Below are 14754 nucleotides of genomic sequence, written 5' to 3'. Positions count from 1 at the left end.
ATACATTATGACTTTTATGAATATATGTGCTCAATTATTACACTTTTATCTTTAACGAAGCAGAGCTTCGGGGAATATATCCCATAGAGATTTAAAGTCTTTATATGAAGACAAAAAAGAATAATAAATAATCACCCCACCAACTCTCTATCAAAACCTCCTGAGCCTTTCGCAACTTACGGATGATAGTTTTGCGCGGTATGAAATACGGTGATGACTGTTACTTTTTCGGTATCGGCTGTGTAAACGACCAGATAAGGAATATCCAGAAAAAACAGCTCGCGCGTGCCGTAGAGACGTCCGGGCTTGCCGCTTCCGGGGTAGTGGGTTAGCTGTTCTATGGTCTTGTTGACCAGACTCAAAATCGTTTTTCTGGCTGCCCGCTCACTCTCCTGTTTGATGTACGCTTCGATTTCATCGAGGCGTTTCAGCGCCGTCTCAGTCCAGACTACGTTCAACTCGCTGCTCCAGCTGCTTCACGAGCGTCTCGCTGTCAACAACCCTGCCCGCCTTCGCATCTGCCAGCCCCTCCTCGATGCTTTTGAGCTGCCATTCATTGAGATCGAGATATTGATTGACGGCTTCCTCAAGGACAAAAGTCCGGGTTCTTCTGGTAGCGATAGCAAGAGCTTCGAGCCGCCTCTTCTTGTCGGCGTCCAGTTTGAAGCTGACCTGTTCACGTTTTGTCGTTGTCGTCATGGCAATTGCTACATCGAGATTTATCGTATTTCATCGCACTTCACCATAATACGCCCCCATCCATGATTCTCCAATTTTTTTCAGGAAAGCGGCCTCTCCCCCCAACGCTGCCCCACACCGCGAACACCGGGTCAGAGAGGATGCTTTCCCGGATATGCGGGTCGTCGTCCGGACGCAGGTAGCCTCGCACGGTTTCGGTGCGGAGGTCGCCGTACCCGCCAGCTTTACAGTAGCAGTCGAGCACCAGGCCGAGGCGCTCGAAGGGGTGCAGCTCCGGCCAGGGCTGAATCTCCTTGCCCGGAAACCAGCGGTGCGAGAAGACCGTCACCACCTTGCCGCCGGGGCGGGTGACTCTCTGCGCCTCCCGCAGAACCTCGACCGGGCGGACGAGGTATTCGATGGAGACCGTGCAGATGACGGCGTCGAATTCGCCGTCGGCGAAGGGCAGCGCGGAGTCACGGTTCAAATCGTGCACGACGCGGCGGGAGAGCCGGGGATTGCTTTCGAGCTCTTCGGCATTGAGGCCAAGCCCGGTCACGTCAAAACGCGCGGGCGGCTCCGGCAAGTGCGACGAGCAACTGCTCATCAGGTCGAGCACCTTCGCGCCGCCGTCGAGCAGCCTGCCGTAGAGTTCGCGAACGTTGCCGATAGCCGTATCGTCGAGATGCTCCACCATCCGCGGCTCGCGGTAGAAGAGGCGGTCATTCTGCTCGTTCCGCCGCCGGAACGGATAGTCGCCGAAGAAGTCTGTGTCGCCCGCGCCGCCCGGAATTTGCATCCCCGGCCCGTCGAGCGTAATGAGTTCGGCGATGTCGATGCACGATCCGCCGCGCTCTTCGGGCATGGCGAGAATTTCGACGCACTCGGCATCGAGCTGTAACGGGTAGCGGGCGAGCGGGTGATTGGTGTCGCAGAGCAGCTCTTTGTCGCCGACCGAGATGACGCGGAACGGCGTCATGTTGCCGCTGAAACAGCCGAGCGCGCTCCACGCCAGCCCCTGCGGGTAGAACCGCCCCGCGACCGGCGTGACGGCGCTGCCGTCCTGAAGCTTGCCGAAGCGGGAACGCGGGCAGGTCACGATGTTGCTTGCGCTGAACGGCGGCACGAGCGCTCCGGCATCGAACTGCCGCGAGCAGCTTTCGCCGGGCCGGAGAGCCGCCGCCTCGTCGAACATGTCGCCCGGAAAAATGTCGCGCCAGAAATTGATTTTCCGCACGAACACCCGTTCGCGGTGAGCGGCAACGGAGCTTTGCCATGACAAAGTAAACGCTATCGACGCCCTGCCAGGCTTTGGTACAAAGGTCATATCGGTATTCATGCTGTTGGTAAATATCGGCTGAAAAGCCGCCGCGACTATACCCAACACCCCGAAAACCGGAATCCTCACCGTCAGAAGGCAAGTTCCCCGATTTCATTTCTTGGGAAGGGGCCGTGGATGTTCAGGACTATCACGCATCGTTTTCCGCGACCACCGCCCTTCCCTCCATGTCGAACAGCGCGAAGGTCAGCGGCGTGTCGGGAAGCCATTGGCGGCAGGCCTTTCGGCAGGCGTTGGCGATGGCCGGATAGAGCGGTTCGTCGCTGGTGAAGGCGATAAGGTCGGTCACGTTCCGAACGAGGCGGAGGTCGGCGAGCTGGCTCGTGATGGCCGGGCTGTAGCCGAGGTCTGTGGCGAGATTGGCGAGCCAATGGGGATCGAGCGGAACGGCGCGGCTGGAGAGGTCGGCCTCGCCCTGGGCGAGTTTGGTGGCTTTGGCGAGCATGACGCCGACGATGACGCGGCTGAATCCGCCGTGCTCGCTTGCGAGTTCAAGGGTACGTCCGATGAAGTTGCCATAGTGGATGCTGGCTAGTTCCGGCAGGTCTGGGGAGAGCGTGCGGAGATGACGTTCGCTCCGGAGGCCGGAGGTGAGGGCGAGGGTCGTGCAACCGTTGGCGGCGGCGACGGCGATGGACTGGCGGATGCTGGCGAGCCAAGCCTCCATCGAGTAGGGCACGACCTCGCCGCTGGTGCCAAGGATCGAGATGCCGCCGGTGATGCCGAGCCGCTCGTTCATCGTTTTGCGTGCGACCGCCTCCCCGCCGGGCACCGAAATCGTGACCGCGACGGCGTGGCGCAACCCGCGCTGGCGCAGTTCTCCGGCGATGCACTCCCGGATCATCCGGCGCGGCACTGGGTTAATCGCCGGTTCGCCGGGCGGAATCTCCAGCCCCGACAGCGTCACCCTGCCAACCCCCTCGCCTTGCAGGAAGCGCACCTCGCCCCGCTCGCCGTCTGGAACGAGCGCGACCTCGCTGACAATCAACAGGCCGTGCGTCACGTCGGGATCATCGCCCGCGAACTTCCGCACGCCGCATCGCGCACGCCCTTGCTCTGCACGGTACGAGACGATCCCGAAGCTGGCGACTTTGCCGGAGGGCAGCGTGATCGTGACCGACTCGGGCGCGGCGCCGTCGAGCAGCGCGATCATGGCGGCTTTCGTGGCGGCGGCAGCGCAGGCTCCGGTGGTGTAGCCCGTGCGGAGCGGCTTCAGGGCGGGGTGCTCCGTCAGGCGAGCTTCGAGGTCTTCGACGGAGAAGATGACGGTGTCGCAAGCCGGAGCGGACGGGCGGCGGATGACGATCACCGGAATGGCGCACCGCTCGGCAACCCGCAGCTTCGCCGGGAAAAAGCCCGACTCGCCGCTCTCCTTGGCGAGCAGGCAATCGACGCCATGCGACCGCACCAGCGCTTCGAGCGCCTCGTCCGGGCCGTCGGGACTCATCGGCAGCAGCTTCGCTTCGGGGAACCCTTCGCGCCGCGCCAGCTCCATCGAAGCCGGAGACGGCAGGATACGCAGAAGCATCTCGCGCCGACGCCACCACGGGCGCAACGGGGCGGCGGACTGCACACCGGTGAGCGCGAGAAGCTTCGCCGGTTCGAGCTGCTCCAGGAGGCCGAGGGCTTCGGTGAAGTCGGCCACCGGATGAATCCACGATGCCGACGGAAGTGGCGAGACCGGCCTGTCGAAGCGGATCCGGCGAACGGCGAGGCGCTGGCAAACCTCGAACAGCGAGTAGTGCAAACGCGAAGCAAAGGGGTGGGCGGCGTCGATGACAAGGCGGACGCCGTGCGAAGCGATGAGTTCCGCCATCGCCGCCTCGTCGAGCGCTCCGTGGCGGAACTCGCCGTGCGAGGTCGCGAACGGCTCGACGCGAGTTTTGGTCGAGTAGATGAAGGGCAGACCGAGCCGGTCGCAGAGTGCCGCTGCCTTCCGCCCCTCGGTGGTGCCGCCGAAGAGCAGAATCATGCCGCCTCCCTCATGCGCCGCGCCCTTCGCGGAAGCCGTGGGTGAACGCTGGATCGTAGAGCTTCGAGCGTCCGCCGCGCGCGCCGATCGCCTCGCCGACCACCAGCAGCACCGTGCGGGTTTTGCCGCTCTGCCGGACGAGCGCCGACAGCTCGTCGAGCCGCCCGCGCCACACCTGCTGATCGTCCCAGGTGAGCCGGTAGCAGACCGCCACAGGGGTTTCGGGTGAGTAGTGTTCAAGCAATTCGGACTGCACCTCGTCGCTCCACTCGGCGCTGAGATAGACGCACATGGTCGCCCGCGCGCGGGCCAGCTCCGAGAGCCGCTCCCGGTCCGGCACCGGTGTGCGCCCGCTGCCGCGCGTCAGAATGATGGTCTGCACCTTTTCCGGCACGGTGAACTGCGACTGCAACACCGCCGCCGCCGCCTGAAACGACGAGACGCCCGGCACGATTTCGTACTCGAACCCTTCGGCGTCGAAAAAGGCCATCTGCTCCTGAATCGCTCCGTAGATCGACGGATCGCCGGTGTGCAGCCGCACGACGAACTTGCCCTGCCGGTAGAATTGCTCCATCAACGCGAACTGCTCTTCGAGCGAGAGCGAAGCCGAACTCCGCACCAGCGCCCCCGGTTTGGCGCAGTGGGTCAGCTTCTCCGGCACGAGGCTGCCTGCGTAGAGGATCAGGTCGGCCTTTTCGAGGTAGCGCCTGCCCCTGACCGTCACCAGCTCCGGATCACCCGGCCCCGCCCCGACAATGGCGATGCGCCCCCGCCGTTCGGCCCCGCGCAAAAGGCTGACGGCGAAGGTGTAGTGGCGAGGCTGACCTTCGGGAAAGCCGTCGAGGGCGACCTTCTGCTTCTCGACCAGCCACCGGTTCTCGCCGGAGAGCAGCGCCGCCGAAGCTTCGGAGACGCTGTGCACGCCGGTTTTTCGGAAAACGACATCGGACGGATTGGGCACCGGCCCGGCGCTTTCGAGCCGCTCCGGAGCGAAGCCCTTCAGCGCCACGCCGCACGATTCGGCAAAAGCGACGAAGGCTTTTTCATCCAGCTTGAAATCGACCGACCCCACGCTGCGGATCGAGCGCACGGAGACGCCTTTGCTCGCAAATTGTTCGGAGATCGAGCTGACGAACCGTTCGGGATCGATGCCCCGCTCCGACCCAACGCCAACGCAGAGCACCTTCGGGCGATAGCAAATCGTCTGCACCGGCGCGTCGATGAGGCGCGGCGTGACAGCCAGCAACAGACGGCAGGTGCTGAAATCGACATCTTCATAGCGATACGCCATCGTGACGAACGGCGGTGCGGTGCGTTCGAGCTGGTCGGTGAGCGCATCGCGAATGTCGAAGAGCAGCGTCGTCGGCTCGTGGTTCACGAAGGCCGCCATCGCCGTGGTGATCGTCTCCCCGGCGACCGGCGAGGCGAACTCCACGCTCCACCCCTCTTCGCGCCCCAGAATGTCGAGCGGCCACAACCCCTGCACATCGCTCGACGTGCTCAGCACCGCCTGCGCCCCCAGCAGCCGCGCAACCCGCCCGGCCAGCGCGTTCGCCCCGCCCGCATGGCCCGACAACACGCTCTGCACGAAGCGCCCGGACTCGTCGCAGTTGATGACCGCCGGGTCGAGCTGCTTGCTCTGCAACACCGGCGCAATCGAACGCACGCAGATGCCGAGCGAGCCGATAAAGAGAAAGGCGTCGAAGCTGCCGAACGACTGGCGGACAAAGGCGGGCACGCTCTCGATGGGTTCGACACCCTCGGCAGCGCGGGACGAGAACAGCTTGCAACCGGCAAACCCGTCGGCCACGAGCAGGCTTTTCAGTAAGTGACCGAGCGCGATTCCGGTTTCGGTGATGGCGATAATGGCGATTCGTTCGTGCATGAGTTATGGGTTTAGTTTCACCGCCTTCATCACCGTCACGGGGTTGTGGTCGCCGACGGCGAGGCGCAGCGGCTCGGCGAGTTCCATGCCGCAGCGGGCGGCGCTCGCGGCGAAGGCGCTGGCGCTCGACTCGCGGACGGCGTTCATCACCACCCGGCCTCCGGGAGCGAGATGGTTAGCGACGGCGGCGAACAGCTCGCCCAGCCGGTCGCCGTGGCCGCCGATGAAGACCGCATCGACTCCATCGCTGCCGCAGAGGGCGCGGTGATTTTGTTCGAGGAAGTCGCCCATCACCTTCGCGATGCCGGGCGCTCCGAAGCGACGGGCGTTCTTCTCCAGCAGGGCATCGCACTCGGGGCGCTTCTCGAAGGCGGTCACCGCGAGGCCCGGAAACTGAAGGCGTGCTTCGACGGCCACCGAGCCGGTGCAGAAGCCCACGTCCCAGAAGGTGCGCGCCCGGCCCAGCTCCAGCGCGGCGAGGGCGGCCAGGCGAAAGGGCATTTTGGTAATCATGTTGGGCCGCCCCGGCAAGCCGTCGAACAGGTTTTCGGGAATGCCGAACCGGCGCTTCGGCGGCTCCGTGGCTTCGAGCAAAAGGCAGTTCAGGCGGCCAAATTCCATCCCGGCGGCTTCCTCCAACGTGCAGTGCGTGAGGCGCTCGCTCTGGCCGCCGAGCGCTTCGCCGACCACCATCCGGTAGCCCGAATAGCCAAAATCGAGCAGCCGCCGCGCTACCTCCGGCGGGGTTTTTCGGGCGTCGGTCAGGACGCCGATGAGCCGCTCACCCGCGATCAGAGCGCAGTCCAGCTCCTCCCAGCTTCGCCCGGTGAGTGAGACGTGGCGCATCGACTGGTACGGAATCAGGCAGCGCTGCGCGAGCATCTGGAGCGAGTGGAATGCCGGGAAGCTCTGCATCGACGCGCCGGGAAAGCGATTCTGCAAGGTCGCCCCGAAGCCGTAGAAAAAGGGGTCGCCGGAGGCGAAGACCACCACCGGCTCCTCGGCTTCGGCAAGTTGCGACAGCACCCCGTCAATCGGCGGCGCGATGGTGATCCAGCGGTGTCCGGCGGGAAGCAGCCCGCCGACAATCTCGCGGTGGCGCTCCCCGCCCGCGAAGATGCGGGCCGCACCAATCGCCTCGATGGCGGCGGGATCGAGACGCGGCTCCGCGCTGTCGCTGAGGCCGATGAGCGTGAACTGCTCAGACATCGCGCCCCGGATTCATCACCTCCGCCTCGTCGAGACTGAAGGCGGCGTTGACGATGGTGGCGGCAATCGCGCTGCCCCCCTTGCGCCCCTCGATGAGGGCAATCGGCGTCGCGCCCGCCGCCGCCTTGAGCCGGTGCTTCGACTCGACCACGTTCACGAAGCCCACCGGAGCGCCAATCACCCCCATCGGCGCAAAGCCGCCGCGATGCAACAGCGAGGCCAGCTCCAGGAGCGCGGTCGGAGCGTTGCCGACGACGAAGAGCGCGTCGGGATGCTCCTGCGCGGCAAGCCGCATCCCCGCCTGGCTGCGCGTGATGCCCGCGCTTTTGGCCAGCTCCGCCACGCGCTCGTCGTGCAGGTAGCAGCGCACCGTCACGCCGTAGCGCTCCAGCGCCGCCTTGCGCAGACCCGACTGCACCATCGTCACGTCGGTGACAATCGTCGCACCACCGGCTGTCAGCGCCTCGTGCCACCGCCGGATCGCGCCGGGCGAGGCGTGGAACAGCTCCTGCATCTCGAAATCGGCGGTGGTGTGGATCGTGTGCATGACCGCCCAACGCTCGTCGGCGGGACGACCGTCCGGCTTCATCAGCCTGGCGATGGCGCGGAAGCTGCCGCTCATGATCGACTGGCCGACCGGTGTCGAACCCGGCTCTTCGCGGCTGAAGTAGCCCCTCGGCGTAATCATCCGCTCGCCGGAGAAAAAGGTGGTCGAGTTGCCCACCAGCATGACGGTGAACATGTCGAGCGAATCAGGATCGAACTCGCCGAGCGTCGTCAGCACCACCGACTCGTCGCTGCGCGTAACGTTGCGAACGATCCCGACCGGCGTTGAGGATGAGCGGTGACGCAGGAACAGCTCTTTGAAGCGATGAATCTGCCAGTAGCGGTCGCGGCTGCGGGGGTTATAAACCGCCGTCACGAAGTCCGCCGATGCCGCCGCCTCGATCCGCTTTTCGATCACCTCCCACGGCGTCATCAAATCGGAGAGCGAAATGGCGCAGAAGTCATGGCTCACCGGAGCACCGAGCCGCGCTGCGGCGGCCTGGAAGGCGCTGATGCCCGCCAGCACCTCGACTTCGACATCGGGCCAGCGCCCGCTCGCGTGCAGTTCGAGAATGAGCGGCGCCATGCCGTAGATGCCCGCGTCGCCGGAGCTGACGACAACGATGCGACGCCCTTCCGAGGCCAGCACGAACGCCTCTTCGGCCCGCTGCATCTCGCCGGTCATGCCGTTCGCCACGATCTGGACGGAGTCCGGAATCAGGTGCGCGATGCTCTTCATGTAGCCGGTGTAGCCAACTACCGCGTCGGCGGCGCGGATCGCTTCGAGCACCTGCGGGGTCATCATCGAGTCGCTGCCGGGGCCGAGACCCGCAACGGTAATTTTGCCGTTCATGACGCAAAGGGCGAAAGGGTTGAGTGCCGGCAGTGCGGTGAGCAGACCAGCAGCGAAAAGTAGGGGATGGCGCGACCCCGCAAGGCCTCGATCTCCATGGTGATGAACTCGCCCGCCATGCCCACCTTTTCGGCGTAGAGGAAGGGTTTGGCGTACCGTTCGAGGAAATTGACCAGTTCGTTTTTCACCGTCGAGAGCTTCATCACCACCACCGTGCTGTGCGAGGCGAGAGCGCGTTCGAGTTCGCCGATCTCGTCGATCTGCGCCAGCACGAGTACGCTGTCGCTTTGCAACGCGAGCGGCATTCCGGCAGCCGATCCGGCGGCGATAAAAGCCGGAATGCCGGGCGTCATCGAGCAGTCGAGGCCGTCGAGCCGCGCCCGCTCGATGATCGCCGACGCGGTGCTGTAAAAGCCGCCGTCGCCGACGCTCACCACCGCAACCCGGCGGCCCGTCCGCACCTCTTCCGCCATCGCGGCGTAGTTCGCGGCGTAACTCGCCTCGGCGGCCTCGCGCGAGCGCGACATCGGCACGAGCATCCCGCGCAGTTTCGACGGATCGAGATCGTACGCTTCGAGAATATCGAGCGCCACGCTCGTCACCGCGCCCGAAGCGCTGACCGTGCCGGGATAGTAGATCACGTCAGCCTCGCGCAACTGCGCCAGCGCCTTGACGGTGATGAGGCCGGGATCGCCCGGCCCAAGCGAAACGCTGATGAGAGAGCCTTGTTTGTTCATTGATTGCATGTAAAAGTCAGTAACAGTGTCTTGTTTCCCTGGGAACGCCGAGCGCCTGCTCGGCATCTTCTCGGAGGTTCATTTTTTATTACTTCGATAATGAAAACTCTTCAACAATTGCCCCGGACTTTAGTCCGGGGTTTATGGATAGTGCCAAATAAACAAGGGCTTTAGCCCAATTTCTTCTTATTGTGGTATCAGGCTTCTCTTGTCGCCAAAGCAATAAAAGATGAATGCTGAGTGAATTCAGCTCAGGGCAGACACACAGGTCTGCCCCTACAAAAGAATCAAAACAACAGCCCCACCCCTCACGGCAACAGCTCAATACCGTGGTCTTCGGCGGTTTCGAGAATCCGGCGGGCGAAGAGCGCGGCGAAGCGGTCGTCCGAACCGAGCCCCTCCATGCGGGTCTCGACCCGGCAGCCCGCCGCCTCGAACGCCCCCTTCCACGAGCCGGGGTCGTCGTCGGCAATGTCGTTGTGCGCGTGGTCGCCCGCCGTAATCATGAACGGGCGCAGCAGCACCGCCTTGCGTCCGCTGCCCGTCACCCCGGCGACGATCTCCTCGACGCCAGGCCGCCCCTCGACCATGCCGATGTGAATCTGTGCGCCCGGATAGCGGCTGCGCATCACCTGACAGGTTTCGTGAAACGCGCCCGACGAAAAGAAATCGTTGCCGTGCGCCACATAAACCAGCGCCGCGTCGAGCTGGCGGGCGCGTTCGACATCGTCGTCGAACAGCCCGGCCACCTGTTCGATGTCCTCCGCGTAGTCGTGCTCGATGCCGCAAGTGCCGAGCGCCGGGCGCGACAGCACCACCTTCTCGAAGGGCGACCAGACCCGCTTGATGGTGCGGATCGACTGGAGCGCCGAGACGTAGGACTTCAGATCCTCGAACTGCTCGCCGTGGTACATGTGGGTCGGCTGCACGATAACCGTCCGGTAGTTGCCGTCCTGCAAGTTGCCGATCGCGCCGAGGAACCCCTGCACGTTCAGGAACTCGTCGGCCACCCCCTCGTCGAGCCACTTCCGGGGATCGCGCCGCCGCGCCGACCAGATGTTGCGCACCATGTTCGAGGTAAAGCAGTGCCGCACTTCGATGCCGGGAATCTGCGCCCGCACCTGCCTCCGGATGTTCTCCAGCGAGGTCAGCGCCGACGGATACGTGGTGCCGAAATGGGCCAGCAGAATCGCCTTCTTGTTGATCTGCGAACGCTTTTTGTGTTTACTCATGCTTGTTGAAGCTGTGATTTTCCCCGATCCGTCCGATCTGTTTTCTGCCCGCACTCTTCCGGCACGGCGTGTTCGCCGATGATGAACACCACCGGCAGAGGTAATTCGCGCTCGCGAATTTGCCGGACAATCGTGCCGAGCGTGGCCGCAACCAGCGCCTGGTCGCTCCGCGAGACGCGCGAAACCGCGCACGCCGGTAGCTCCGGCGGCAGGCCGGACTCAATGAAGCGCCCGACGATTTTGTCGAGCTGCTCAAAGCCCATGTACATCACCAGCGGCGTGCCCGCCTTCATCAGCTCGATCACCGCCGCGAAATGCTCCAGCGAGTAATCGGCGGTCTGGCCGGTGCAGAAGAGCGCCGAACTGTTCCGGTAGCGCTCGGTCAGCGGAATCCGGCACAGCTCGGCGGCGGCGATACCCGCCGTGATGCCCGGCACCACCTCGCACGGCGCTCCGGCGGCGGCAAGCGCGCGCACCTCCTCGATGCCGCGCCCGAACATGAAGGGGTCACCGGCTTTGAGCCGCACGACCAATTTTCCCGCGCGGGCGTGACGGGCGAGCAGGTCGTTGATTTTCGTCTGGCGGTCGGTCTGATCCTTGCCATCGCCGAGGCGTTTGCCGACGCTGATCCGCTCCGCGCCGTTCGGCAGCAGCGCGAGAATCTCCGGGCTGATGAGCGCGTCGTGCAGCACCACGTCGGCCGATTGCAGCGCTTTGTGCGCGCGCATGGTCAGCAGCTCCGGATCGCCCGGCCCGCCACCCACCAGAAAAACCTTACCCTTGCCGCCGCTCATCGCCTTTTCGATCCTCTTTCAATGTGTTCAAAACCTTTCGCGCTTCGCCAATCGTCATCGCCGCGCCGGGCAGCGCGAAGCCGTCCTTCGAGACGAGAATCTCCAGCAGATGCGCGATGCGCGGCAGCCGCAGCCCAGCCCGCCGGACGAGATCGCGCTGCTCGAACATCGAGGCGACCTCGCCCTCGAAGAGCACCCGCCCCCGATCCAACACGCAGGCGCGGTCACAGAAGAGTGGCACCATCTCGATGTCGTGCGTGGCGACCACCACCGTCATGGCGGAGGAGCGTTGCAGCTCGCGGATGAAGCGCATGATCTCGTCCGCGCCCTTCGGATCGAGGCCCGCCGTCGGCTCGTCGAGCAGCAACACCGACGGCTCCATCGCCAGCACCCCGGCCAGCGCGACCCGCTTCTTTTGGCCGAAGCTGAGGTGGTGCACCGGCTTGCGCGCCAGCTCCGCGACGCCGACCAGCTCCATCGCCGCCTCGACCCGCCGCCGCGCCTCCGGCTCCGGCAGGCCGAGATTGCAGAGGCCGAAGGAGATGTCTTCGTAAACGCTCGACGCGAAAAGCTGCGCGTCGGGGTTCTGGAAGACGATGCCAACCTCCTGCCGCAGGCTTTTGAGTCCCCGTGACGAATAGTCGAGCGGCTCATCGCGCAGCAGCACCCGGCCCGCGCGAGGCTTCAGGATGCCGTTGAAGCTGAGCAAAAGCGACGACTTGCCCGCGCCGTTGCCGCCGAGCAGCGCGGTGACTTCGCCCGTGCGGATCGAAAGAGCGACGCCATCGAGCGCCACCGTGCCATCCGGCCAGACGCACCGGAGCGCCTCGGTTCGGAGAATGGCTGGCGACGCCATCAGAAAAACCTCCCGGAGTGCGCGGCGACGGCGAGACCGAGCAGCGTGAGTTCCAGCAGCGCGAGAGCGACGAACGACGGCTGCCGCGCTCCGTTTGACGAAGCGAGCACGCGGATCGCGCCGTCGTAGCCCCGGCACTCCATCGCCACATAGACCTCCTCGGCGCGGCGGGCCGAAAAGAGGAAGAGGTTCGAGGCGAGCGACGCGAGGGAGCGGAACGAGGCCGCCGTGCCCGCGTAGCCGAGCCGCGAGCGCTGCGCGGTAGCCATCTCCGAGGCGGTCTCGAAAAGCAGGAAGACGAAGCGATAAACGAGCAAGGTCATCTCGGTGAAGAGCGGCGGAAGGCCAACCGACGCCATCGCCCGCCCGATATCGGCGACGGGCGTCGTGAAGGCGACGAAGTAGAGGCACGAGACCGACGCGAGCGCCCTGAAACAGAGATGCGCCGCCATCGCGACCCCGGCGGCGGTGATGCCGATGGACGCTCCGCCGACCGGCACGGAAACGATGAATACCCCCGGAGATGCGGAGGCATCGACGGCCACCGCCGCCGTGCCGATCACCAGAAATCCCGCCGGAAGCAGCAGCCAGCGGAGGTAGTCGGCGAGACGAACGCCCCCTTTCAGCATGAGTGACGCGCTCATCAGCGCGAACACCAGCAGCGAAAAGGGCACGGAGTCCGCCCACAGCACCATCTCGCCGGGCAGCAGCGCGAAGAGCAGCTTGTAGCCCGGCGCGACATCGCGCAGCCGGGAGCTCGCGGCGTGGTGGTCGAGCGTCCTCAACCCCGCTCCGCTCCGGATGGCTGGCGCGAGGCCCGCAGGTAGCCGAGGCCGTAGCCCAGCACGCCCGCGCCGAGCGCCGCCTGCAACGCAAAAAGCAGGCTCTCGACCTCGCCGCCCGGCGGCTCCCAGAAGGGCGCAAACCACGGCTTGTACTCCGGATGCAGCTCTGTGATCGCCTCCTCGGCCTGGCCATCCGCGCCGCCGAATTCAGCATCGCTCATCGTCAACAGCGGCACCGCGGCCAGCGCAATCACCAGCGCCGCGAGCAGGAAATTTTTCAGAATCGAGCGTTTCATCACTTCACCTCCCCGGAAAGCGTTGCGCCGCCAAACATGGTTTCACCGGCATACGAGCGGATGGCGTTATAAACCATCACCGTCAGGATGCCCTCGCTCACGGCGAGCGGAACCTGCGTCACGGCGAAGATGCCGAGGAACTTGACCATCGCCGCGGCAAACCCGCCGGTCGCCGACGGGAACGCCGCCGCGAGCTGGAGCGAGGTGACGACGTAGGTCAGCAGATCGCCCAGCGCCGCGCCGAGAAAGACCGCCATCGAGCGCGGAGCCTTCATGCCGTCGGCGAGCTTGTAGATGCCGTAAGAGACGAACGGCCCGGCGATGCCCATCGAAAAGAGGTTCGCGCCAAGCGTCGTCAGCCCGCCATGCGCCAGCAGCAGTGCCTGGAAAAGCAGCACGATCGCGCCGAGCACGCTCATCACCGACGGACCGAACATGATCGCGCCAAGCCCCACGCCGGTCGGGTGCGAGCAGCTCCCGGTCACGGAGGGAATCTTGAGCGACGAGAGCACGAACGCGAACGCCCCCGCCATCGCGAGCAGCAGCTTCATGCGCGGATTGTCGGCCACGATCTTGCGCATCGACCGGAAGCCGAGCACGAAAAAGGGCAGCGACACCGCCGTCCAGAACAGACTCCACGAAGGGGGCAGGAACCCCTCCATGATGTGCATCGCAAATGCATCGCCACTGCCGAGCGCAAGAATGGCCGCAGTCATCGAAGGCACGGCGATAAATCGGAATTCCATGGTTTTCATCGTTCCTCCTTTAATTGAATCGTGCGGCCACGCCCAGCAGCACAGCCGTATCGGGTTCGGCATCGTTCAGGCCACCCTTGATGCCAAGATCGAAATCGAAGTTTTCGGTAACGCTGTAGATCAGGCCGCCCACCACGAATGCGGGATGCGTTCGCGACCCTTTCTCCTCGGCTGTTTCGATGCCGATATCGGCCACCGCCCTCAGCTTGTCCGAAAACGCATATTCGCCCGCCACGGATGCGCTCCAGACGTGCTTGTTGCACGCCTCCGCATCCTCGTCGAGTTCGTAAACGTTGCGATGGTAGCCAGCGTTGGCGTGCAGCGTCAGCGGCCCGAACTCTTTGGTGGCGATCAGCGCCGCGCCGCCGGTCACCCGGCCAGCACCGAGGCCTTTGTCGGCGTCACCGGTCGGCAGCGAAATGCCGGGCTTCAGGGCGAGGCTGAAGCCGCTCTTTTCGTTTTCGCAGAACCGCCACTTGAGTTCGAGCGTCATATCGCCAATGCCGCTTTTATCGGCGGTAACCAGTTGATTTTCCTTCACCTGATACCACAGGTACGGCAAACCGGCAACGATGTCGATGTCCTGCGCTAAACCGTAGGAAACCACCATCGCGGCCTCGGTTTCGCGCTCTTTGATCCTGATTCCGCCGTCGTTTTCACGGTTGGAGGAAAATCCGGTCGTGCATTCGACCTGCCAGCCGCCAGCGCCCTGGGTGCCGGTATCGTCAGTAACGAGCGGATGGGCCGCATAAGCCGGTGCGGAGCAGCACAGCAATGCTGCCGCCATAACATATTTTTTCATAATCACTTGTTCTCT

General features: G+C 64.4%; 15 protein-coding genes. All 15 read right to left on the bottom strand.

The genetic code is table 11. The annotated features are described in order from the left end of the window. Positions 1-176: 176 nt before the first annotated feature. Positions 177-458 (bottom strand): type II toxin-antitoxin system RelE/ParE family toxin, encoded by a 282-nt coding sequence (locus EST62_RS04025; RefSeq protein WP_129050823.1) that lies wholly within the window; start codon positions 456-458, stop codon positions 177-179. Continuing rightward, entirely contained in the window at positions 439-699 is a 261-nt protein-coding gene (locus EST62_RS04020; RefSeq protein WP_129050822.1) for a CopG family ribbon-helix-helix protein, read from the bottom strand. Before EST62_RS04020 ends, EST62_RS04025 begins: the two co-directional genes overlap by 20 nt. 40 nt (positions 700-739) lie before the next feature. Next, a complete protein-coding gene (locus tag EST62_RS04015) occupies positions 740-2005 on the bottom strand; it encodes a class I SAM-dependent methyltransferase (RefSeq protein WP_167599170.1) in 1266 nt (421 codons plus the stop codon). A 142-nt stretch (positions 2006-2147) separates the two neighbouring features. Next, entirely contained in the window at positions 2148-3989 is a 1842-nt protein-coding gene (locus EST62_RS04010; protein WP_129050820.1) for a cobalt-precorrin-5B (C(1))-methyltransferase, read from the bottom strand. A 10-nt stretch (positions 3990-3999) separates the two neighbouring features. Then, positions 4000-5874, bottom strand: a complete 1875-nt coding sequence (gene cobM / locus EST62_RS04005; protein ID WP_129050819.1) for a precorrin-4 C(11)-methyltransferase — start codon at positions 5872-5874, stop codon at positions 4000-4002. A 3-nt stretch (positions 5875-5877) separates the two neighbouring features. Next, on the bottom strand, positions 5878-7083 hold the full coding sequence (gene cbiE / locus EST62_RS04000) for a precorrin-6y C5,15-methyltransferase (decarboxylating) subunit CbiE (RefSeq protein ID WP_129050818.1): 1206 nt from the start codon (positions 7081-7083) through the stop codon (positions 5878-5880). Further along, positions 7076-8482, bottom strand: coding sequence for a precorrin-3B C(17)-methyltransferase (gene cobJ / locus EST62_RS03995; RefSeq protein WP_167599169.1), 1407 nt, complete (start codon positions 8480-8482; stop codon positions 7076-7078). Before cobJ ends, cbiE begins: the two co-directional genes overlap by 8 nt. Further along, positions 8479-9219, bottom strand: a complete 741-nt coding sequence (locus EST62_RS03990; protein ID WP_129050816.1) for a precorrin-2 C(20)-methyltransferase — start codon at positions 9217-9219, stop codon at positions 8479-8481. Before EST62_RS03990 ends, cobJ begins: the two co-directional genes overlap by 4 nt. A gap of 308 nt (positions 9220-9527) precedes the next feature. Beyond that, a complete protein-coding gene (locus tag EST62_RS03985) occupies positions 9528-10451 on the bottom strand; it encodes a sirohydrochlorin cobaltochelatase (RefSeq protein ID WP_129050815.1) in 924 nt (307 codons plus the stop codon). Then, positions 10448-11245, bottom strand: coding sequence for a uroporphyrinogen-III C-methyltransferase (gene cobA, locus EST62_RS03980; protein ID WP_129050814.1), 798 nt, complete (start codon positions 11243-11245; stop codon positions 10448-10450). Before cobA ends, EST62_RS03985 begins: the two co-directional genes overlap by 4 nt. Continuing rightward, positions 11226-12101, bottom strand: a complete 876-nt coding sequence (locus EST62_RS03975) for an ATP-binding cassette domain-containing protein (RefSeq protein WP_129050813.1) — start codon at positions 12099-12101, stop codon at positions 11226-11228. The genes cobA and EST62_RS03975 overlap by 20 nt, the downstream gene beginning before the upstream one ends. Further along, a complete protein-coding gene (cbiQ, locus tag EST62_RS03970; RefSeq protein WP_129050812.1) occupies positions 12101-12886 on the bottom strand; it encodes a cobalt ECF transporter T component CbiQ in 786 nt (261 codons plus the stop codon). Before cbiQ ends, EST62_RS03975 begins: the two co-directional genes overlap by 1 nt. After that, positions 12883-13182 (bottom strand): energy-coupling factor ABC transporter substrate-binding protein, encoded by a 300-nt coding sequence (locus EST62_RS03965; RefSeq protein WP_129050811.1) that lies wholly within the window; start codon positions 13180-13182, stop codon positions 12883-12885. Before EST62_RS03965 ends, cbiQ begins: the two co-directional genes overlap by 4 nt. Next, positions 13182-13937, bottom strand: a complete 756-nt coding sequence (locus tag EST62_RS03960) for an energy-coupling factor ABC transporter permease (protein WP_167599168.1) — start codon at positions 13935-13937, stop codon at positions 13182-13184. Before EST62_RS03960 ends, EST62_RS03965 begins: the two co-directional genes overlap by 1 nt. A 10-nt stretch (positions 13938-13947) precedes the next feature. Beyond that, complete coding sequence (locus EST62_RS03955; protein WP_167599167.1) at positions 13948-14739, bottom strand: transporter; 792 nt, start codon at positions 14737-14739, stop codon at positions 13948-13950. Positions 14740-14754: the final 15 nt, after the last annotated feature.

The sequence above is a fragment of the Chlorobaculum sp. 24CR genome, from assembly GCF_004118635.1.
In the GTDB taxonomy this organism is placed as follows: domain Bacteria; phylum Bacteroidota; class Chlorobiia; order Chlorobiales; family Chlorobiaceae; genus Chlorobaculum.
The sequence above is the reverse complement of the archived record's forward strand: the minus strand, read 5'-3'. Positions and strand labels throughout refer to the sequence as shown.

Coding starts and splice junctions, on each gene's coding strand:
- EST62_RS03990 (WP_129050816.1), bottom strand. CDS start 9,219: ATGAACAAACAAGGCTCTCTCATCAGCGTTTCGCTTGGGCCGGGCGAT.
- EST62_RS03985 (WP_129050815.1), bottom strand. CDS start 10,451: ATGAGTAAACACAAAAAGCGTTCGCAGATCAACAAGAAGGCGATTCTG.
- EST62_RS04020 (WP_129050822.1), bottom strand. CDS start 699: ATGACGACAACGACAAAACGTGAACAGGTCAGCTTCAAACTGGACGCC.
- EST62_RS03965 (WP_129050811.1), bottom strand. CDS start 13,182: ATGAAACGCTCGATTCTGAAAAATTTCCTGCTCGCGGCGCTGGTGATT.
- cobJ (WP_167599169.1), bottom strand. CDS start 8,482: ATGAACGGCAAAATTACCGTTGCGGGTCTCGGCCCCGGCAGCGACTCG.
- cobM (WP_129050819.1), bottom strand. CDS start 5,874: ATGCACGAACGAATCGCCATTATCGCCATCACCGAAACCGGAATCGCG.
- EST62_RS03960 (WP_167599168.1), bottom strand. CDS start 13,937: ATGAAAACCATGGAATTCCGATTTATCGCCGTGCCTTCGATGACTGCG.
- EST62_RS04010 (WP_129050820.1), bottom strand. CDS start 3,989: ATGATTCTGCTCTTCGGCGGCACCACCGAGGGGCGGAAGGCAGCGGCA.
- cbiE (WP_129050818.1), bottom strand. CDS start 7,083: ATGTCTGAGCAGTTCACGCTCATCGGCCTCAGCGACAGCGCGGAGCCG.
- EST62_RS03975 (WP_129050813.1), bottom strand. CDS start 12,101: ATGGCGTCGCCAGCCATTCTCCGAACCGAGGCGCTCCGGTGCGTCTGG.
- EST62_RS03955 (WP_167599167.1), bottom strand. CDS start 14,739: ATGAAAAAATATGTTATGGCGGCAGCATTGCTGTGCTGCTCCGCACCG.
- cobA (WP_129050814.1), bottom strand. CDS start 11,245: ATGAGCGGCGGCAAGGGTAAGGTTTTTCTGGTGGGTGGCGGGCCGGGC.
- EST62_RS04015 (WP_167599170.1), bottom strand. CDS start 2,005: ATGACCTTTGTACCAAAGCCTGGCAGGGCGTCGATAGCGTTTACTTTG.